This window comes from Polaribacter sp. BM10 (genome assembly GCF_002005425.1).
GTDB classification, from domain to species: Bacteria; Bacteroidota; Bacteroidia; order Flavobacteriales; family Flavobacteriaceae; genus Polaribacter; species Polaribacter marinaquae.
Genome location: NZ_CP019704.1, coordinates 1986208 through 2007228, shown reverse-complemented (window position 1 = coordinate 2007228; position 21021 = coordinate 1986208). Strand labels below are relative to the sequence as shown.

22 protein-coding genes are annotated in these 21021 nt (G+C 30.1%); 17 read left to right on the top strand and 5 right to left on the bottom strand.

What is annotated here, in order from left to right:
• Positions 1-13: 13 nt before the first annotated feature.
• From kbl to BXQ17_RS08920, 11 genes are all read left to right on the top strand, one after another.
• Positions 14-1207 carry a glycine C-acetyltransferase gene (gene kbl / locus BXQ17_RS08970; RefSeq protein ID WP_077810319.1) on the top strand — a complete coding sequence of 398 codons (1194 nt, stop codon included), beginning with the start codon at positions 14-16 and terminating at the stop codon, positions 1205-1207.
• A gap of 114 nt (positions 1208-1321) precedes the next feature.
• Positions 1322-2683: an OmpA family protein gene (locus tag BXQ17_RS08965; RefSeq protein ID WP_077810318.1), complete on the top strand. Its 1362-nt coding sequence runs from the start codon at positions 1322-1324 to the stop codon at positions 2681-2683.
• Between the two features lie 173 nt (positions 2684-2856).
• Positions 2857-4368: a F0F1 ATP synthase subunit beta gene (atpD, locus tag BXQ17_RS08960; protein ID WP_077810317.1), complete on the top strand. Its 1512-nt coding sequence runs from the start codon at positions 2857-2859 to the stop codon at positions 4366-4368.
• A 41-nt stretch (positions 4369-4409) separates the two neighbouring features.
• Positions 4410-4703 carry a F0F1 ATP synthase subunit epsilon gene (locus tag BXQ17_RS08955; RefSeq protein ID WP_077810316.1) on the top strand — a complete coding sequence of 98 codons (294 nt, stop codon included), beginning with the start codon at positions 4410-4412 and terminating at the stop codon, positions 4701-4703.
• A 328-nt stretch (positions 4704-5031) separates the two neighbouring features.
• Complete coding sequence (locus BXQ17_RS08950; protein ID WP_077810315.1) at positions 5032-5667, top strand: hypothetical protein; 636 nt, start codon at positions 5032-5034, stop codon at positions 5665-5667.
• A 100-nt stretch (positions 5668-5767) separates the two neighbouring features.
• Positions 5768-6322 carry a hypothetical protein gene (locus BXQ17_RS08945; RefSeq protein WP_149025889.1) on the top strand — a complete coding sequence of 185 codons (555 nt, stop codon included), beginning with the start codon at positions 5768-5770 and terminating at the stop codon, positions 6320-6322.
• The gene (locus tag BXQ17_RS08940) at positions 6298-7047 is read left to right on the top strand and encodes a sensor histidine kinase (protein WP_077810313.1); all 750 of its coding nucleotides are present in this window, start codon (positions 6298-6300) and stop codon (positions 7045-7047) included. The genes BXQ17_RS08945 and BXQ17_RS08940 overlap by 25 nt, the downstream gene beginning before the upstream one ends.
• Positions 7044-7688, top strand: coding sequence for a response regulator transcription factor (locus tag BXQ17_RS08935; protein WP_077810312.1), 645 nt, complete (start codon positions 7044-7046; stop codon positions 7686-7688). Before BXQ17_RS08940 ends, BXQ17_RS08935 begins: the two co-directional genes overlap by 4 nt.
• Before the next feature lie 20 nt (positions 7689-7708).
• Entirely contained in the window at positions 7709-8104 is a 396-nt protein-coding gene (gene rbfA, locus BXQ17_RS08930; protein WP_077810311.1) for a 30S ribosome-binding factor RbfA, read from the top strand.
• Between the two features lie 15 nt (positions 8105-8119).
• Complete coding sequence (locus BXQ17_RS08925; protein ID WP_077810310.1) at positions 8120-9322, top strand: FtsX-like permease family protein; 1203 nt, start codon at positions 8120-8122, stop codon at positions 9320-9322.
• A gap of 7 nt (positions 9323-9329) precedes the next feature.
• A complete protein-coding gene (locus BXQ17_RS08920; RefSeq protein WP_077810309.1) occupies positions 9330-9875 on the top strand; it encodes a hypothetical protein in 546 nt (181 codons plus the stop codon).
• Positions 9876-10033: 158 nt separating this feature from the next.
• Here the strand turns inward: BXQ17_RS08920 and dusB are convergent, their stop codons facing one another.
• From dusB to BXQ17_RS08905, 3 genes are read right to left on the bottom strand one after another with little or no spacing between them, the layout of a single operon-like run.
• Complete coding sequence (gene dusB / locus BXQ17_RS08915) at positions 10034-11035, bottom strand: tRNA dihydrouridine synthase DusB (RefSeq protein WP_077810308.1); 1002 nt, start codon at positions 11033-11035, stop codon at positions 10034-10036.
• Between the two features lie 6 nt (positions 11036-11041).
• Positions 11042-11443 carry a DUF4345 domain-containing protein gene (locus BXQ17_RS08910; protein WP_077810307.1) on the bottom strand — a complete coding sequence of 134 codons (402 nt, stop codon included), beginning with the start codon at positions 11441-11443 and terminating at the stop codon, positions 11042-11044.
• Positions 11443-12666 carry a M28 family peptidase gene (locus BXQ17_RS08905; RefSeq protein WP_077810306.1) on the bottom strand — a complete coding sequence of 408 codons (1224 nt, stop codon included), beginning with the start codon at positions 12664-12666 and terminating at the stop codon, positions 11443-11445. The genes BXQ17_RS08910 and BXQ17_RS08905 overlap by 1 nt, the downstream gene beginning before the upstream one ends.
• A gap of 146 nt (positions 12667-12812) precedes the next feature.
• On the opposite strand from BXQ17_RS08905, the gene BXQ17_RS08900 reads away from it, so the two are divergent.
• The 3 genes from BXQ17_RS08900 (at position 12813) to BXQ17_RS14545 (ending at position 15169) form a co-directional block, all read left to right on the top strand.
• A complete protein-coding gene (locus BXQ17_RS08900; RefSeq protein ID WP_077810305.1) occupies positions 12813-13088 on the top strand; it encodes an EF-hand domain-containing protein in 276 nt (91 codons plus the stop codon).
• Positions 13089-13199: 111 nt separating this feature from the next.
• A complete protein-coding gene (lepA, locus tag BXQ17_RS08895) occupies positions 13200-14996 on the top strand; it encodes a translation elongation factor 4 (protein WP_077810304.1) in 1797 nt (598 codons plus the stop codon).
• A gap of 11 nt (positions 14997-15007) precedes the next feature.
• The gene (locus BXQ17_RS14545; RefSeq protein WP_187661386.1) at positions 15008-15169 is read left to right on the top strand and encodes a hypothetical protein; all 162 of its coding nucleotides are present in this window, start codon (positions 15008-15010) and stop codon (positions 15167-15169) included.
• A gap of 86 nt (positions 15170-15255) precedes the next feature.
• Here BXQ17_RS14545 and BXQ17_RS08890 read toward each other — a convergent pair whose 3' ends face one another.
• On the bottom strand, positions 15256-17625 hold the full coding sequence (locus BXQ17_RS08890) for a TonB-dependent receptor (protein ID WP_077810303.1): 2370 nt from the start codon (positions 17623-17625) through the stop codon (positions 15256-15258).
• A gap of 137 nt (positions 17626-17762) precedes the next feature.
• Positions 17763-18461 (bottom strand): zinc metallopeptidase, encoded by a 699-nt coding sequence (locus tag BXQ17_RS08885; protein WP_077810302.1) that lies wholly within the window; start codon positions 18459-18461, stop codon positions 17763-17765.
• A 95-nt stretch (positions 18462-18556) separates the two neighbouring features.
• Between BXQ17_RS08885 and BXQ17_RS08880 the strand changes: the two genes are divergently transcribed.
• The 3 genes from BXQ17_RS08880 (at position 18557) to BXQ17_RS08870 (ending at position 21017) form a co-directional block, all read left to right on the top strand.
• Positions 18557-19594 (top strand): asparaginase, encoded by a 1038-nt coding sequence (locus BXQ17_RS08880; protein ID WP_077811391.1) that lies wholly within the window; start codon positions 18557-18559, stop codon positions 19592-19594.
• A gap of 227 nt (positions 19595-19821) precedes the next feature.
• On the top strand, positions 19822-20544 hold the full coding sequence (locus BXQ17_RS08875; protein ID WP_077810301.1) for a MotA/TolQ/ExbB proton channel family protein: 723 nt from the start codon (positions 19822-19824) through the stop codon (positions 20542-20544).
• Between the two features lie 11 nt (positions 20545-20555).
• Positions 20556-21017: a hypothetical protein gene (locus BXQ17_RS08870; protein ID WP_077810300.1), complete on the top strand. Its 462-nt coding sequence runs from the start codon at positions 20556-20558 to the stop codon at positions 21015-21017.
• Positions 21018-21021: the final 4 nt, after the last annotated feature.

The window sequence follows — 21021 nt, the reverse complement described above, 5'->3', positions numbered from 1 at the left end:
AAATTGATAAAAAATGTACGGTAAAATTAAAGATACTTTAAAAAAAGAAATTCAAGATATTATAGAAGCAGGTTTGTATAAATCTGAAAGAATTATTACTTCTTCGCAAGATGCAGTTATTAAAATTTCTACAGGAGAAGAAGTTATTAATTTTTGTGCCAATAATTATTTAGGTTTGTCTAATAATGCAGAGGTAATTCAGGCAGCAAAAGATGTTATGGATACGCATGGTTTCGGTATGTCATCTGTAAGATTTATTTGTGGTACACAAGATATTCATAAGAAATTAGAACAAAAAATAGCAGATTTTTATACCACGGAAGATACTATTTTATATGCCGCAGCTTTTGATGCAAACGGGGGTGTTTTTGAACCACTTTTAACAAAAGAAGATGCCATTATTTCTGATAGTTTAAATCACGCTTCTATTATCGACGGAGTTCGTTTGTGTAAAGCAGCTCGTTATAGGTACAATAATAATGATATGGCTTCTTTAGAAGAGCAATTAATTGCAGCTAATAAAGAAAATCATAGATTTAAAATAATTGTTACAGACGGTGTTTTCTCTATGGATGGTATTGTAGCAAAACTAGATGAAATTTGCGATTTAGCAGATAAGTATGATGCTATGGTAATGGTAGATGAGTGTCATGCAACTGGTTTTATAGGTAAAACAGGTAGAGGAACTGTAGAATTAAAAAATGTTATGGATAGAGTAGATATCGTAACAGGAACTTTGGGTAAAGCCCTAGGTGGTGCAATGGGAGGTTATACTACAGGTAAAAAAGAAATTATAGAAATTTTACGCCAACGCTCTAGACCTTATTTATTTTCAAACTCTTTGGCTCCGGCTATTGTTGGTGCTTCATTAAAAGTTTTTGATTTAATAGCTACAGACACAACTTTAAGAGATCAGCTAGAATGGAATACAAACTATTTTAGAACAGAGATGGAAAAAGCAGGTTTTGATCTAGTTGGTGCAGATGCAGCAATTGTACCTGTAATGCTGTATGACGCAAAATTGTCTCAAATAATGGCTAACAAATTATTAGAAAAAGGAATTTATGTGATTGGATTTTTCTTTCCGGTTGTGCCAAAAGAAAAAGCAAGAATCAGAGTACAGTTATCTGCTGCTCATACTAAAGAACATTTAGATAAAGCAATTTCTGCATTTACCGAAGTGGGTAAAGAGTTAAAGGTAATTTAGTTTTATAAAAACTTGATGTTTTACGAATATTTTGTAGATTTGTCTTTGTAGATACGTTTTAAGAGTTTACTTTTGCGTATTATAATAACGAACTTTTAATTTAAAAATTTGATAATGAAACGATTAAAATTAGCTGTGATAGCTTTATTTGCGTTAGTAGCTGTAAGCAACGTAAATGCACAAGATGAAAACAACCCGTGGGCTGTTGGTTTTGGTTTAAACAATGTAGATTTTTACAACACTGATGATTTCAGTGAGCAAGTAAAAGATTTATTAGGAAACAATGACTGGAATGTATTACCGTCAATTTCTAGAATTTCTGCAGATAAATACCTTAATAAAGGTTTTTCTTTACAATTAGCAGGGTCTTTAAACAAAATTGAAACAGTTACAAGAAAAGATGATTCAGACTTTTTATACTGGGCTGTAGATGCAATTGTAAAGTATGATTTAAATAACTTAGTAGGTGAAACTGCTTGGTTCGATCCTTATGTATATTTAGGTGGTGGTTATACTTCAGTTGATTCTAACGGTGAAGGTATGTTAAATGCTGGTGTTGGTTTCAATACTTGGTTTAACGATAATTTAGGTTTAAACTTCCAAACTGGTACTAAAAAAGGTTTTGCTGATGAAGTAAAAGCTCACTACCAAACTACTTTAGGTTTAGTAATTAAATTTGGAGGAAAAGATACTGACGGAGACGGAGTATATGATAAAGATGATGCTTGTCCAGAGGTTGCAGGTTTAAAAGAATTTAACGGATGTCCTGATGCTGATGGTGACGGAATCAAAGATTCTGATGATGCTTGTCCTAATGTTGCAGGTTTAGCTTCTATGAACGGTTGTCCTGATGCTGATGGTGACGGTGTTGCTGATAAAGATGACATGTGTCCTTCTGAAAAAGGAACTAAAGCTAACAAAGGTTGTCCTGATTCAGATGGTGACGGTGTAGTTAATAAAAACGATAAATGTCCTTCTCAAGCAGGACCAATGGCAAACGGTGGATGTCCTTGGCCAGATACTGACGGTGACGGTGTATTAGATAAAGATGACAAGTGTGTTAATGTTGCTGGACCAGCTTCTAACAACGGTTGTCCTAAGCCAGTTATTAATGTAGAAGATGAAAACATGTTATCTGAATATGCTAAAGCAATTTTATTTAACGTAGGTAAATCTTCTTTCAAGCCAGGTGTTACTGCTAAGTTAAACGAAATGGTTAAAGTAATGAACAACAATCCAAGTGCTACTTTCGTAATCGAAGGTCATACAGATAGTTCAGGTTCTGCACCATTAAACTTAAGAATTTCAGAAAAGAGAGCTATCGCTGTAAGAGACTACTTAGTAAAACAAGGAGTTAGCACTACAAGATTAGAAGCTATCGGATTTGGAGAAGGAGAGCCAGTTGCAACTAACAAAACAAGAGCAGGAAGAGCTCAAAATAGAAGAGTTGTTGTTAAAGTAACTAACAAGAAATAATTCTATTTCAATTCTATAATAAAAACCTCACCAATTGGTGAGGTTTTTTGTTTTAGGATAGTTTATTTTTTAAATAAAAAAACTTTTTTAATTACAACCAAAACAATTACCTTTGCATCCTGAAAATGAGATGCTAAATCTCAAAAATTAATAATAATTATAATTAGATATAGATGTCTACAACTACAGGAAAAGTCTCTCAAATTATTGGGCCAGTAATTGATGTTGAATTCAATACAGAAAATACTGAACTTCCTAAAATTTATGATTCATTAGAAATTAAAAAAGCTGATGGTTCTATTTTAGTGTTAGAAGTACAACAACATATTGGTGAAGATACAGTAAGAACCATTTCTATGGATGCTACTGATGGATTAAGTAGAGGAACAGAAGTTTTAGCTACAGGAAATCCAATACAAATGCCAATAGGAAATGACATATATGGTCGTTTATTTAATGTTACTGGTGATGCAATTGATGGTTTAGGTGATTTGAAAAAAGACGGTGAAGACGGTTTGTCAATTCACAGGTCTGCACCTAAGTTTGAAGAATTATCTGTTTCAACTGAAGTTTTATTTACTGGTATTAAAGTAATCGATTTAATTGAGCCTTATGCTAAAGGTGGTAAGATTGGTTTATTTGGAGGTGCAGGTGTAGGTAAAACTGTATTAATTCAAGAATTAATTAATAACATTGCAAAAGGTCACGGAGGATTATCTGTATTTGCAGGTGTAGGAGAAAGAACTCGTGAAGGAAATGATTTACTTCGTGAAATGTTAGAGTCTGGTATTATCAAATATGGTGACGACTTTATGCATTCTATGGAAGAAGGAGGATGGGATTTATCTAAAGTAGATAAACCTGGTATGAGAGATTCTAAAGCTACTTTCGTTTTTGGTCAAATGAATGAACCACCTGGAGCACGTGCAAGAGTTGCATTATCTGGTTTAACGATTGCAGAATACTTTAGAGACGGAGCAGGCGAAGCAGAAGGTAAAGATGTTCTTTTCTTCGTAGATAATATTTTCCGTTTTACACAAGCAGGATCTGAGGTGTCAGCATTATTAGGTCGTATGCCTTCAGCAGTAGGATATCAACCAACGTTAGCTACTGAAATGGGAGCTATGCAAGAGCGTATTACTTCTACTAAAAAAGGTTCTATTACATCTGTACAAGCAGTATATGTACCTGCAGATGATTTAACAGATCCAGCACCAGCAACAACATTTGCTCACTTAGATGCAACTACAGTATTATCTCGTAAAATTGCAGAATTAGGTATTTATCCTGCGGTAGATCCATTAGACTCTACTTCTAGAATTTTATCTGCTGATATTTTAGGTGAAGAACACTATAATTGTGCACAAAATGTAAAAGAAATTTTACAGCGTTATAAAGAATTACAAGATATTATCGCAATTTTAGGTATGGAAGAATTATCTGAAGAAGATAAATTAGTTGTACATAGAGCAAGACGTGTTCAGCGTTTCTTATCTCAACCTTTCCACGTTGCAGAACAATTTACTGGTATACCAGGAGTTTTAGTTGATATTAAAGACACTATTAAAGGTTTTAATATGATTATGAATGGTGAGTTAGATAAATATCCAGAAGCAGCATTTAACTTAAGAGGATCAATTCAAGATGCAATTGATGCTGGAGAGAAAATGTTAGCAGAAGTCTAAAAACTAACTATAGCGAAAGCTAAAGCCTAAAGAATAGAAATATGTATTTAGAAATTGTAACACCAGAAGCAATCTTATTTTCATCTGAAGTTGATTTATTTTCGGCACCAGGTATTGATGGAGAGTTTCAAATATTAAATAATCATGCTCCTATAGTTTCTAATTTAGTTGAAGGAGAGATTAAAATACATGTACACAATCAAGATCATTTGGTTTTAGATGATTTACATGGTAAGTTAGAGTCTCATATAGATGATGATAAAGTTTTAACTTTAAAAATCAACTCTGGTACTTTAGAATTAAATGATAATAAAGCTATTATTTTAGCAGATTAATCATATATAATACATTATTAAATTAAAAACCTCAAAACGTTTGTTTTGAGGTTTTTTTCTGGGGGAAATTTAAATTCAAATAATGCAATAACAATTTTCCCACTTAGCGGTTAAAATTTTTTCTTTCTTTCTGTAAATGTCTAACTATTTTTAAAATACTATTAGAGGTTAATTATCCTTTTAAATAAGGAAAAACACCTTTTTTATTTTTTTGTTTTTAATCTTACTTCCTTTGTTTATAGGGTCTTATTTTTTTATGTATGTTATATTTTTTTTCAATTTTATAAAAATTGTATTTTGTGTACAATTAACTTAACTATTTTACATTATGAAAAAAACTAATAAATTATTATTTTGTTTGTCAATTACAATTGTTTTAATGAGTTGCAATAACGAAAAGAAACAAAAAAAAGAGATAGTGCATCATGCAGAGGCAATCGTCAATAGTAAAAGACCTTCTAACGCGATAACTTATAAAGAGATGGCAAGTATGTTTCATGAATACGATACAGGGCAGAAGATTGTTTTAGACAAATACAGAGAAAATTATACTGGCGATTCAAATGATGCTGTAGAAACGGTTTCTCATTTTTATGAAATTAATCAACTGAAACAATATATTAGTTATTTAGAAAGAATTTCTAAAGAAAAAAATATTAAATTAACTGGAGTAAGAATATTTTCTGCTGCATATCCAGAAAAACACAGAGATGCTTCTAAAAGAGGAAGACAAACCTTAATATTTATGCCAACTGCAAAAATTGGAAATAATAATGGAGTAGCTTTTGAGCCTTTATATTCTGAAAAAGGAACGCCAATTAAGTTTACGGAATTTTTAAATAAGTTTAGTTCAGAGGAAACTAAAAAAGTTATGAGAGCATCATTTTTACCTGCTCTAAATCTATTACAAGACGATTTAAAGAGTTCTGGAACTAACAGACTAGAACACACACCTCCTTTTTAATATGTTAAAAATTATTTTCTTTTTATTATATGTAATTTCTATTATAATTTATTCTATTAATTATTTCAAAAAAAAATTTGCTATCAATTTAAAATATTTTTTGGCATATTTAGTTAGTATGTTAATTTTTGAAATAATTGCGTATTTTTTTGGTTCGTTTTCAAAAGGGAGAAATACATGGGTTTATAACTTTCTTACATTGGTAGAGTTTAATTTTTTACTTTTTTTCCTTAGAGATATTTTATTATTTACTAACACAAAAAAGTATATAAATTATTTTATTATTGGTTTTAACGCAATTTACTTTTTAACAAGTATATTCTACTTATTCAATAATACTTATTTAATTACATATAATAGTATTGCTTCTATTTCTGGAGGAGTTTTTATAACATTATCTGTTTTTTTGTTTTTTAAAGATTTTATTAATTCAGATAAAATTTTAAATTTTAAAAAGTCTTTACCTTTTTGGATTTCTGTAGGTTTGTTAATTTATTATTTAGGTTCAATACCAGCTACTTTGATGATGAATGCTTTTCAAAGTCTTAAAAGAGCAGACCATAGTTTTATTTTAAGTATAAACCCCTTTTTAGCACTTTTAATGTATAGTATTTTTATATTTGGAGCTTTATGGAGTCAGAAGAAAGAGTTATAATACTTTTTGTAACAACGTTAATAATTGTTGCTTTTGTTGTTTTTATTGTTTTGTTATTTGGACTTTATCAAAAAAGGAAAAATTTTTTGTTAGAACAAAAAGCCGCAGACCAAAAACGTTTTGAAAGAGAAATTGCAGAAACACAAATAGAAATTAGAGAAGAAACGTTAAGAAATATTAGCTGGGAGTTGCATGATAATATTGGACAATTATTAACCTTGGCTAAAATTCAATTACAAAATGCATCACCAGAAAACATCAACGAAGTTTCTGAAACGATTACAAAAGGTTTAACAGAAGTAAGAGCATTATCTAAATTGATTAATCCAGAGGCTATTAAAAATATTAACTTAAGAGAAGCAATTCAATTAGAAATAGATAGGTTTAATAGATTACAATTTATAGAATCTAAATTAGAAATTAAAGGGTTAGAATTTGATATAGAAAAAAAATCGAGTATTATAATCTTTAGAATTTTGCAAGAATTCTTTTCTAATACTATTAAACACTCTAAGGCATCTAAACTAACTGTATCTTTAAATTTTAAACTTGATAGTTTACATATTTTGGCAAAAGACAACGGTGTTGGTTTTTCTAAAGAGATTGTATCTAAAGGAATAGGTTTAGACAATATTAAAAATAGAGCAAAATTAATAGGTGCAGAAGCTGTTTTCGAATCCGAAATAGATAAAGGAACTTCTTTATCAATAATATATAAATTATGATTAAATATTCTGTAGTTATTGTAGATGATCATACATTGCTTTCTCAAGCAATTGCTACAATGGTAAATACATTTAGTAAGTTTAAAGTGTTGTATACTTGTAAAAACGGACAAGAATTGGTAGAGAAATTTTCGGCCTCAGCTAAATATATTCCAGATATTGTTTTAATGGATATTAACATGCCAATAATGAATGGTATAGAAACTACAGATTGGATTACTAAAAACCATGAATCTGTAAATGTAATGGCGCTATCTGTAGAAGATGAGGATACTACGATTCTAAAAATGCTTAAAGTTGGTGCAATTGGCTATTTACTAAAAGATACCGAAAAAAGTGTGTTAGAAAATGCGCTCTTAGAAATTGCACAAAACGGATTTTATCATACAAAAACAGTAACTAATTTACTCATGAAATCTCTTTCGGGTAATTCATCAGAAGAAATTACGCTAAAAGAAAGAGAAATTACTTTTATGAAATACGCTTGTTCTGAAATGACGTATAAAGAAATAGCAGATGTAATGTGTTTAAGTCCTAAAACTATAGACGGTTATAGAGATGTTCTTTTTACAAAATTAAACGTTAAGAATAGGGTAGGTTTGGTAATGTATGCAATAAAAAATAAGATTTATACTCCATAAAAATATCGTAAATTTGCAGCATGGAAGAAACAAACAGACAACGTAAAATAGCAGGTGTTTTACAAAAAGATTTGGTAGATGTGTTGCAAAAAGCAGCGCAGGATGGAATGAAAGGAGTTATAATCTCTGTTTCTAAAGTGCATGTTACTTCAGATTTAGGAGTTGCAAAAGTTTATTTAAGCATATTTCCTTCAGAAAAAAGAGACGAAATGGTTAAAGGAATACAGTCTAACACACCTTTAATTCGCCATGAAATGGCAAAGAGAACAAGAAATCAATTAAGAAGAATGCCAGAATTATTGTTTTTTGGTGATGATACTTTAGATTATATCGAAGAAATTGATAAGTCTTTAAAAGGAGAAGATGAAAATCCTATTCAAAATCCAGACCTTTTACCAAGACGTCAAAAAAAATAATACAAGCTACACTATTTGAGTTTTCCTTTTTACATAGCTAAAAGATACTTATTTTCTAAAACAAGCAATAATGCAATCAATATAATTACCATTATTGCTTCTTTTGGTATAATAGTAGGCGCATTGGCTTTGTTTGTAATTTTATCTGGTTTTTCTGGTCTTAAAACTTTTAGTTATAGTTTACTCGATGTATCAGACCCCGATATTAAAATAACTTCGGTTAAGGGAAAATCATTTCTTATTGATGATACAATTCAAAATAAAATAAATTCTAATCTAGAAATTTCTGAATTTACCAAAGTAATCGAAGAAAGAGTTTTTTTAGAATATAATGAAAAAACCGAAATTGCTTATATAAAAGGTGTTGAAGAAAATTACACAAATATCTCTAACATAGATTCTTCTTTAAGTGTTGGTAGTTGGTTGTATAAAGAATTTGAAAACACTGCCGTTATTGGTAGAGGAATTTCTAATAAACTTTCTTTAGGTATTTTAAATTACGGATCTCCTTTAAAAATTATGGTGCCCAAACCCGGTAAAGGATTCATAAATCCTAGAAATCCATTCTATAAGATTGAAACGCAAATTGTTGGGGTTTATATGGGGACTGAAGATTTTGAAAATAAATTTGTTTTTACTTCGATAGATCAAGCGAGAGGTTTACTAAGATTTAAAGAAAATCAAATATCTGCAATAGAAATAAAATTAAACGATTCTAATAAAGCAGCTAATGTTGCAGAAAGTTTAAGTGATGCTCTTGGTAATGCATTTAAGGTACAAACCAAAGCACAATTAAATGAAGTATTTTATAAAGTGATTAATACAGAGAATTTTGTTTCTTATTTAATATTTACGCTAATCGTAATAATCGCTTTATTTAATGTAATCGGAGCAATAATTATGATGATTATTGATAAAAAGCAAAACTTAAAAACACTTTTTAGCATAGGTGCAACAATTAAAGAAATAAAGAAAATATTTATTCTTCAAGGGTTTTTACTAACGTTCTTCGGAATGTGTATTGGCTTATTTTTAGGGATAATCTTAGTGTTTGTTCAAAAGAAATTTGAACTATTTATGATTGTGCCCAATTTAGCCTATCCTGTAGAATTTAGGTTTCTAAATTTACTAATCGTTTTTTGTACTATTACCGTTTTAGGATATATAGCAGCTAAAATTGCAAGTAGTAGAATTTCAAAAGAGTTTATAGAAAAGTGATTTTATTATGAAAAAACTAATAATAATTTTATTAATTTTTATAGGATGTAAATCTAAAGAAAATTTTAATAAAGAAACTTATTATAAGGAAGTTAGTGAGAAAGAAGTGCAAAAGCATTATAAATCTTATACTATAACAATTCCGGATAATTGGTTTTCTTACAAAACAGACCCTGGTCTAATGGCGCATTCGCCAAATGAGTTCAAAAGCATTATAAAACCTAATAAAAATCAAACTCGGTTTATAATTAGAAATAGTTTTCAAAGCTCAAAAAAGATTCAAAAAAATTTAAATCAATTTATTTCAAACAAAAAAAAACATTACACGAATTTTGAATATAAGTTACATGAGAGGAATCATAAGACTTATGGTAAATTCTATGTAGTACAATATGCCTCAAATGAAAATAACGAAAGAGTTATAAATATTGTTTGTATATTAAAAGCAAAAAATAAAATTTACAATATTTATTTCTCTGGGACACCAAAAAAATATGATAAATATCTTGATGATGCTATAGAAATGATAAATTCATTTAAATTGGCAAGTTAAAGAATTTTAATTGTCTGTTTACAAACAAAGATTATTCTATTTATGTTTATTTAGTGGTGTTAATTTTAAATATTTAAAATTATGAATATAAAAGAATTCTTTAGCGATGGGTCAATTTTAAAAAAATATTGACAAAAATGCTTGAATTAAAGTAACTTCTATTTAATTTCAGGAATAATCGCATTCCCAAATTTAGCTTCAACTTCATCAAACGCTGCAAATACATCCTTTGCGTCATCCGAAGTTACCATTTTCATTCTGTACTCTTTAAAATGCGGAATTCCTTTAAAGTAATTTGTGTAATGTCTTCTTGTTTCAAAAACACCAAGAACAGGCCCTTTCCAATCAATAGACATTTGTAAATGTCTTCTTGCCATTTCTACACGTTGGGCAATTGTTGGTTTTTCTAAGTATTTACCAGTTTTAAAATAATGTTTTACTTCGTTAAAAAACCACGGATATCCGATAGCAGCTCTACCAATCATACAGCCATCTAAACCATAAGAATCTCTCATTTCCATTGCTTTTTCTGGCGAAGTTACATCTCCGTTTCCAAAAACAGGAATGTGCATTCTTTGGTTGTTCTTTACTTCGGCAATTGGTTTCCAATCGGCTTCACCTTTATACATTTGCGCACGGGTTCTACCATGAATCGCAATTGCGGCACAACCAACATCTTGCAAACGTTCTGCAACTTCTACAATTCTTATAGAGTCATGGTCCCAACCCAAACGAGTTTTTACAGTAACAGGTAAATTTGTGTGTTTTACCATAGCTTCTGTTAGAGAAACCATTAGGTCGATATCTTTTAAAATACCTGCACCTGCACCTTTAGAAACTACTTTTTTAACAGGACAACCAAAATTAATGTCTATAATATCTGGATTCGATTTTTCTACAATTTCTACCGTTTTTAGCATAGAATCTAGATTTGCACCAAATATCTGAATACCAACTGGGCGTTCTTTCTCGTAAATATCTAATTTCATTACGCTTTTTGCTGCATCACGAATTAAACCTTCCGAAGAAATAAATTCTGTATATACAACATCTGCTCCGTTTTCTTTACAAAGTGCTCTAAACGGAGGATCTGAAACATCTTCCATTGGTGCTAATAAAAGTGGAAATTCTGGTAATTCTATGTTGCCTATTTTAACCAAAGTATATTATTTTTCTGCAAAATTAGTGTTTTTATTTGTCAGAACCCAAATTCCGTAAAAACCTAATAAAAGTTCTGCTATTGTGCCAAATTGATAACCAAAAGTTGGTGGGCCATCAAAAATAAAACTAAGCAATCTACCAAAGCCTAAACCTAGCATAAAGATAACATTAGTTATCAACGCAGTTTTTAAATACTCGTTTTTAAAAACACCTAAAATCCATAGTAGAGAAAAACCCAAATATAAACCCATAACTGCTTTAAAAAAGTTGTGTTCGTCTATTGTTTGAAGTTGAATGTCGAATTGTAAACCAGGATTAAATCCGTAGGTAAAAGAAACCGGTACAACAATTAATACAGATATTATTAAATGTATTTTTGTAAAATAATCTTGCTTTGTTTTAAACATTAAAACTGAATTTCTTTTTCGATTTTTTCTTGATTACGTTTAACAACTACAATACTTTTATCACCTTTTTTAAATACCGATAAAGCACGCATGTAACTCATCATATCAACAACAAGACTATCTCCTAATTTTAAAACAATATCACCTTTTTGCAAACCAGCTTTTTGTGCAGGTTTTTCTTCGGATATTCCATCGATACGCATTCCTTTGCCATCAAACATATAATCTGGTATTACACCCAAACCAACTTTAAATCTTGGTGTATTTTTACCTTCGTTTTTCGTTTTGGTAAAGACAAGTTTTTCGTTGTCATTTAAATCAGAAATAATGTTAAAAATATAATTACTGATGGTTTCCATTCCGTCATAATTCAATTTTTCTGCATCATCACCAGGTTTGTGATAATCTTCATGTTGCCCAGTAAAAAAATGTAAAACCGGTATATCTACTAAATAAAAACTTGTATGATCGCTTGGCCCAACACCAGATTCTTGCTCGATTAATTTGAAATTATTGTTGTTTGATTTTAAAGTTTGTTTAAAAATAGGCGAAGTTCCGGTACCGTAAACAGCTAAAGCCGAATCTTGTTTTAGTCTACCAACCATATCCATATTAATCATGTAAGAAACTTTTTTAGTATTTATTGTTGGGTTTTTTACAAAATAATTAGAACCTAAAAGGCCCATTTCTTCTCCAGAAAAAGCCATAAACAAGTAATTGTTATTTGTGTTTTTCTGTTTTAACCTTGCTGCTAAATGCAATAAAATTGCAATGCCAGATGCATTGTCATCTGCGCCATTATGTACTGCCTTAATAGAATCTCTGTATAAAGAACCCTCGCCACCAAAACCTAAATGATCGTAATGAGCGCCAATAATTATTGTGTTTTCTACGTTGTTGTTTAAATAACCAATAACATTATTTCCAGTAATTGTTCCGTCTCCGTTTACATCAAATTTCACTTCTTCATGCGGATTCGTTTTTGGTTTAAAAGTAAAAGGTTGTAAAAACCCGTTGGTACCTTTTGGTAATAATTCTAATTCTTTAAAACGATTTTCTATATATGAGGCAGCAGCTTTTTCTCCTTTGGTTCCTGTTTGTCTTCCCTCCAATTCATCCGAAGCTAAAAAAGAAACATCTTTTTTTAATTTATTTTGAATAATTGTATTCGGTTTACAGCAAATTATTAGGCATAAAGCTAAAAGTAAAAGAATGTTTTTCATAGTGTTAAGTTTGGTTATACAAACTTAGAGAATTAATATTAATTTTATAAAAAAGATGCGATTTGCTATGTGACACTAAAAATTTAATTGTTAAAATCTATTTTTATTAGTATCTTTTTGAATTATAAACCTAAAACTTAAAGCTATTGGGAACAAAAGAGAATATTTTAAGAAAAATTAGAATTTTAATAACAAATCAATTTGACTCACCAGAAGAAGCATTTGCTTTTTTTGATGCAGATGGTGACAAAGAATTAAGAAAATCTGAAATAAAAAAGCTATTAAAAGCTGCGGAAGTTAGTGGTTTTTTAAGAGGAGTTGTAGCGAACGAATTGTTAAAAGGCTACGATAAATCTAGTGATGATACTATAAGTTGGGACGAGTTTAAAGTTGCAATTGCAGAATTAGAAACCGATTTATAATCCTCATCAAAAAAAATAAAAAAGTACAATCAATTTCATTGTACTTTTTTTATTTGACAAGCTTTTTAAATAGCATATATTTGTAGGTTGAAAGCAGTTAGAAAACGAAGTATGAAGAATATTAGAAACTTTTGCATTATCGCACACATAGATCATGGTAAAAGTACATTAGCAGATAGGTTATTAGATTATACTGGCTCTGTAACTGAGCGTGAAAAGCAAAATCAGTTATTAGATAATATGGATTTAGAGAGAGAACGTGGTATTACCATTAAATCTCATGCAATTCAAATGGATTATATTCATAAAGGAGAACAGTTTGTTTTAAATCTTATTGATACACCTGGTCACGTAGATTTTTCTTACGAAGTTTCTAGATCTATTGCTGCTTGTGAAGGTGCTTTGTTAATTGTAGATGCTGCACAAAGTATTCAAGCGCAAACAATTTCTAACTTATATTTAGCTTTAGAAAACGATTTAGAGATTATTCCGGTTTTAAATAAGGTAGATTTACCTTCTGCAAATCCAGAAGAAGTTACAGATGATATTGTAGATTTATTAGGTTGTGATCCAGAAGAAGTAATACATGCAAGTGGTAAAACAGGTTTTGGAGTAGATAATATTTTAGAAGCTATTATTGATAGAATTCCTGCGCCAGAAGGAGATCCAGAAGCGCCGTTACAAGCACTTATTTTCGATTCTGTTTACAACTCTTACAGAGGTATAGAAACTTACTTTCGTGTTTTAAACGGAGAAATTAAAAAAGGCCAAGAAATAAAATTCATGGCAACAGGTAAAAACTATTTTGCAGATGAAGTTGGTACTTTAAAATTAGAGCAAGTAGTAAAAAAATCTGTAAAAACAGGTGATGTAGGTTATTTAATTACAGGAATTAAAACAGCAAAAGAAGTAAAAGTAGGAGATACAATTACAGATGCTCACAAGCCAACAACAGAAACTATTGATGGTTTTGAAGATGTAAAACCAATGGTTTTTGCAGGTATTTATCCTGTAGATACAGAAGATTACGAAGAGTTGCGTTACTCTATGGAGAAATTGCAATTAAACGATGCGTCTTTGGTTTTTCAACCAGAAAGTTCTGCAGCTTTAGGTTTTGGTTTTCGATGTGGATTCTTAGGAATGCTGCACATGGAAATTATTCAAGAACGTTTAGAGCGTGAGTTTAACATGACTGTTATTACAACGGTACCAAACGTTTCTTACCACGCATACACAAAGAAAAATCCTGATGAGATTATTGTCTTAAATAACCCAACAGATTTACCAGATCCGTCTAGATTAGATAGAGTAGAAGAGCCATTTATTAAAGCTTCTATTATTACAAAGTCTGATTTTGTTGGTCAAGTAATGAGTTTGTGTATCGAGAAAAGAGGACAAATTATAAATCAAACATATTTAACTACACAACGTGTAGAGTTAATTTTTGAAATGCCTTTGGCAGAAATTGTATTCGATTTTTATGATCGATTAAAAACAGTTTCTAAAGGTTATGCTTCTTTTGATTATCATCCTATAGGTATGAAAGAATCGAAATTAGTAAGAGTAGATATATTATTAAATGCACAACCTGTAGATGCGCTTTCTGCTTTATTACATGCAGACAACGCCTATACAATTGGTAAGAAAATTGTAGAAAAATTAAAGACTTTAATACCTAGACAGCAGTTTGATATTCCTATTCAGGCAGCAATTGGAGCAAAAATTATTGCTCGTGAAACTACAAAAGCATTGCGTAAAGATGTTACCGCAAAATGTTATGGTGGTGATATTTCTAGAAAGCGTAAACTTTTAGAAAAGCAGAAAAAAGGTAAAAAGAGAATGCGTCAAGTTGGTAATGTAGAAATTCCGCAAGAAGCATTTATGGCAGTTTTAAAGTTGAATGATTAATATTTTTTCTAATGAACAAATTCAAAATTATTGGTGTTATAGCTTTATTGATAGCTGCTGCAATATTGTTTGTTTTTAAATTAGAAAATGATTCTTTAGATTTTTTAGCAGGAATTTTAACTGCTTTGGGGATTGGATTAACTCTTGGTCTTTTACCCAAAAAGGAAAAATAACACACATAATAAAAAACCTTCTTAATTTTAAGAAGGTTTTTTATTATGTGTTGATGTGTGATTTTGCTGAAATTCAAAAATGATATTTAATTATCAACATTTATTCTATTTTCTTCATCATTGTTAGTTTTTCTTCCAGATTTTTTCTTACCGAATTTAGAACCAAAATTATAAACCAACCTTAATTGTACATTTTGTCTAGAACCATTACTTTCTACATCAGCAATACCATTACCATAATCGATGTTACCTACAAAACCTCGATTTAGCATTTTATTAAAACCAAGATTTACTTTTAGTTTATCGTCTAGAAACTTTTTTCCGAAAGAGAAATCTAACTCTGCTAACCAGTCTACTTCTATTTGACCTTCTAAGGCACCGGTTCCGTAGTTTCCACTTAATTCAAAATTCACATCCCATGGTAATTGATAACTTGCTTGTACAAACCAAATTAAATTCCATTTATTTAAATCAACTCCATAGGTAGATGATTTAAAATCTGTATTTGTTACAATTATACCTGTGTAACCTTCTAAACCTTTTGTTAAGTTTAATGGCGCAAATAATCTAAAATTCCAATTAGCATTATTTTCAACATTAACATCTTGTTGTCTTATTTGTGCAGTTGTATTGTCTTGGCTAATTAACTGAAAGATTACATCATCTGTTTTGCTATAACCAACAGTAAAAAATGGTTGCCCATCAAAGGTTAAGTTAAATTGATAGTTGTTTGTATAAGCAGGTGTTAAATTAGGGTTTCCTTCTCCTGCAGAATAAGGATCTAAAAAAGTAGCAAAAGAATTTAAGCTACCGTAAGAAGGTCTTTGAATTCTGTAGCTGTAAGATACGCTAGCACCAAGAACATCGGTAATTTTTCTACTAATAGAAGCGCTAGGAAAAAGTTTTTTTATGGGTCTTTTTTGTACTTTGGATGTTAAGTTACCATCTTTTAAGAAGGTAGATGTTCCGTCTGTATTACTATCCTCATATCTTAATCCTCCAGAAACAGACCATTTACCTAAAGTAGCATTTACTTTAGAATACAAGGCAAAAATAGTTTCATCTATCACAAATCTGCTACTTGCTTCTTCATTTTTTTCGAAATTGCCATTTTTTTCTTCAAAAGTTTGCAAGTCATTGTCTGTTTTAACATCAGCAAATCTAGAACCCGCACTAATTTTAAAGTTGTCAGAAATTGTTTTAGAATAGTCTAATCTGTATGTTTTTATATTATATGTACCATCTTGAATGTATTTTCTATCATCAAAAGTAATAGTGCTACCCGCAATATCATACAGTGTATTTGTGTTATCGTTTGTAAAATCTACGTAATTAAAATCTATTACTAATTTGTCTGTATCTGTTTTGTATTCGTAATAAGGATTGATGTTATAATTGGTTCGTTGTCTGTCGAAGTAATTTTCAGAAAATAAGGTGTTTCTATTATTTTCATCAGAAATTATAGTTTTACTACTTGCGGTTCTTGTTGAGTTTCTGTTATTAAACCTTCCGCCAAGACCTATTGAATGGTGCTCGCTTAAATAATAGTCTAAACTACCGCTAATTGCAAAATTATCTGGATCGTAAGGTTCTTTGGTAACTTGATCGTATGTTTCAGAATTTACGGTTCTCACTAAAAATAAGTCGTCTCGCCAAGTCGGTTGAGAATAATTTACACTAGTTTGCCAATTTAATTTGTTTTTATAGCTCGACACAGAAAAACCAGTTCCCCATTCGATACCTTCATCTTCGCCAATCCAAGAGTTTACACTACCATGAGTTCCTAATTTTACATTTTTTTTAAGGATGATGTTTACAATTGCGCCAGAACCAGAAGCTTCATATTCTGCACCAGGCTGTTCTATAACTTCTACTTTGGCAATATTATCTGCCGGAAAATCACGTAAAAGAGTTTCAACATCCATATATTCTGTTGTTTTACCGTTAATTAAAATTCTAACACCACCATTACTAGCAATTGAAATTCCGTTATTGGTAACTAAAACTCCCGGAATTTTACGCATTACGTCTTGTAAATTGGTATTTGTCATTTCAGATTTTTCTAAATCGACTATTAGTTTCTCTGCAGTTTGTTTAATTACTGGGCGTTTACTTTTTATAACAACTTCATTTAAACTTGTACTTTTTTCTTTTAGAGAGGCATTAAAAACTTTATTTCCTTTTAATTCGAAAGCTTTTATTTTTTTTGTCTCAAAGCCTAAAGTTGATATTTCAATTCTATAATTACCAGATTTTAATTTTGTAAAGTTGTAATTTCCATTAGAATCAGAAACTGTTCCTTTTGGCATTTCTTTAGTTTCTAAATTGTATAGTATTATATTCGTAAAGGGTAATGGTTGGTTTTGGTTATCAGTAATTTTTCCAGAAATTCTATGTTGAGAAAAAGTTGAGAAAATTCCGAAGAAAAAAATAAAAAAGTAAGTTGTTGGTTTCATGGGTTGTTTTTTAAGATAGACTGTCTAAAGGTTTATTTGTTACATTAACAAGACGTTATCTTTTGTAAAAAGGTTTCCTGAAACAAAAAAAACCTTGATCTCTCAAGGTTTTTATATTGATAATTATTTTAAAAAAATTAATCTCTACTTCCTAAAATTCTCATTCCCCAATAAAGTAACATTGCTAAAGAACCTAAAGCAGCAACTAAATAAGTTCTTGCAGCCCATTTAAGTGCGTCTTCAGAACCAGCATATTCTTCTTGCGAAACCATGTTTTTATTTTTTAACCAAGCTAAAGCTCTATTACTTGCATCATACTCTACAGGTAAAGTAACAAAACTAAATATTGTTGCCAAAGCCATAAAAATTAAACCTGCAATTGCGATGTATAAACCAATTCCTGGTGCACCAGAAGCGGCTCCCATAACTAATCCTCCAATTACTAACCATTGCGAGAATTTTGATGTTACACTAACAATAGGCACTAATTGAGATCTCATTTTTAAATAACTGTAAGCAGTTGCGTGTTGTACTGCGTGTCCGCATTCGTGTGCAGCAACGGCTGCAGCGGCAGCATTTCTTTGGTTATAAACACCTTCACTTAAATTTACAGTTTTATTTTGCGGGTTGTAGTGGTCTGTTAACATACCAGGTGTAGAAATTACTTTTACATCAAAAATACCGTTATCTGCTAACATTTTTTCGGCAATTTCTGCACCACTTAAACCATTTCTAAGTTGAACTTTAGAGTATTTTTTGAATTTACTTTTTAAGGTATTACTAACTAGCCAACTCACTAAAGAGATTACACCAATTAAAATATAAAATCCCATCATAATTTATAAAGTTTTAAAATTGTATATCATTTTTGTTTGATAAATTTACAACATAAAGTATTCCAATTTATATTTTGGAACTTAAAAATGACAAAATGGCAAACAAACCTAAGATTCTAATTGTTTATACAGGTGGTACTATTGGTATGATAAAAGATTATAAAACAAATGCTTTAAAGGCTTTTGATTTTAGTCAAATAATAAATAAGATACCAGAACTACAACAATTAAATTGTGAAATAGAAAGTATTTCGTTTAAAGAACCAATAGATTCTTCTAATATGAATACGAACTATTATGTAGATATTTTAAATATTATAGAATCTAATTACAATTTATACGATGGTTTTGTGGTTTTAACAGGTTCAGATACCATGTCTTATACATCATCTGCAATTAGTTTTATGATAGAGAATTTACAAAAACCGGTAATATTTACGGGTTCGCAATTACCTATCGGAGATTTAAGAACAGACGCGAAAGAAAATTTAATAACTACCATAGAAATTGCTGCTGCTAGAAAAAATGATAAACCTGTTATAAGTGAAGTTTGTTTGTATTTTGAATATAAACTATATAGAGCAAATAGAACAACAAAAATTAGTGCAGAACAATTTGAGGCTTTTGCTTCTATGAATTATCCGGCTTTAGCAGAAAGTGGAGTTCATTTAAATTTTAATGAGCATTTATTACCCGAAGTTTCTAATACGGATTCCAATTTAGTTATTCGAAAAAAATTAGTCACAGATGTAGTTATATTAAAACTTTTTCCTGGAATAACAGAGAGTGTAGTAAAGTCTATTTTAACTATTAAAAACTTAAAAGGAGTTGTTTTAGAGTCTTATGGTGCTGGAAATGCGCCTAATAAACCATGGTTTTTAAATTTAATTGCTACAGCAATACAAAGTGGTATAAAAATTGTGAATGTAACACAGTGCTCTGGAGGTAGCGTTATTTTAGGACATTATGATACAAGTATTGGTTTAAAAGAATTAGGTGTAATTGGAGGATTAGACATCACAACAGAATCTGCAATTGCAAAGTTAATGTACTTATTAAGTGAAGATTTAACAAATATCGAATTTAAAAAGTATTTTCAAAAATCTTTAAGAGGAGAAATTAGTTCGAAGTAATTTTAATGTTAAAAAAACCAATCTCTCGAAAAAAAGATTATTTTTACACAAAATAGATTGATTTTTTTTTGAGGGACAACAATTTTTTTGTTACTTGCCACTCAATTAAAAAATAAATTAGTTGTTAAATTCTTTCTCAAAAAATTAAAAGGAAATAACAATTGTTTATTTGAAGTGAAAATTTATATATTTAACCCGTTAACTATTAAAAATTAATTATAACAGAGATGAAAAAAGTAGTAAATGTCCTATCTGTAACAGGATTCATGTTTTTTGGAGCTATTCAATCAACTTTTGCACAGGAAGCAGCAACAGAGTCAAAAACTTTTCACCAAATTCTAAAGGAAAACTTTATTGATGGTGGTCCAGGATTTATGGGGATTGTATTAGTTGCCTTAATCTTAGGTTTAGCTATCGCAATTGAAAGAATTATTTATTTAAACTTAGCAACTACAAATACTAAAAAATTAGTAGCAAATGTAGATGATGCATTAAGTTCTGGTGGTGTAGAAGCTGCAAAAGAGGTTTGTAGAAATACAAAAGGACCTGTTGCATCTATTTTTTACCAAGGTTTAGATAGAGTAGATGAAGGTGTAGATGCAGCTGAAAAAGCAGTTGTTTCTTACGGTGGAGTTCAAATGGGACTTTTAGAGAAAAACGTTTCTTGGATTTCTTTATTTATCGCATTAGCACCAATGTTAGGTTTCATGGGTACTGTAATTGGTATGATTGGAGCATTTAACGATATTGCTGTAGCAAATGATATTTCTCCAGCGGTAGTAGCAGGTGGTATTAAAGTAGCATTATTAACTACAGTATTTGGTTTAATTGTTGCTATTATATTACAAATCTTTTATAATTACATCGTATCTAAAATTGATGGAATTGTAAACAACATGGAAGATGCATCTATTCAATTAGTAGACTTATTAGTAAAATATAAAAAATAAAAACTAGTACAATGAAAAGCAATAAAATATTAAATATTATTATAGCTGTAGTTGCATTAGTAGGTGCTTTCCTTTTCATAAAAATATTTATGGAAGATAGTGAGGCAATTGAAACTGATGTTGATTTACAAAATAGTGTGGTAAGTCCTATTATTTATTATTCGACTTTCTTACTTATTGCAGCAGTAGTAATCGCAGTAGCACTTTCTCTATGGAGTTTAATTAGGAACCCAGAGAATTTAAAGAAAACATTAATGGGACTTGCAGTTCTAGGTGTTTTATTAGTAATCTCTTATTTTTTATCTGATTCTGAAGCAGTAATAAACGCAGCAGGAGGAATTAGTGAAGGAGGAGAAGCAGGTTCTGCAACCAATAAATGGGTAGGAGCTGGTATATGGTACAGTATAATATTAGGAGGTATAGCTTCTTTATTTTTCGTGTACGATTTAGTTAAAGGATTAATAAAATCATAAAATT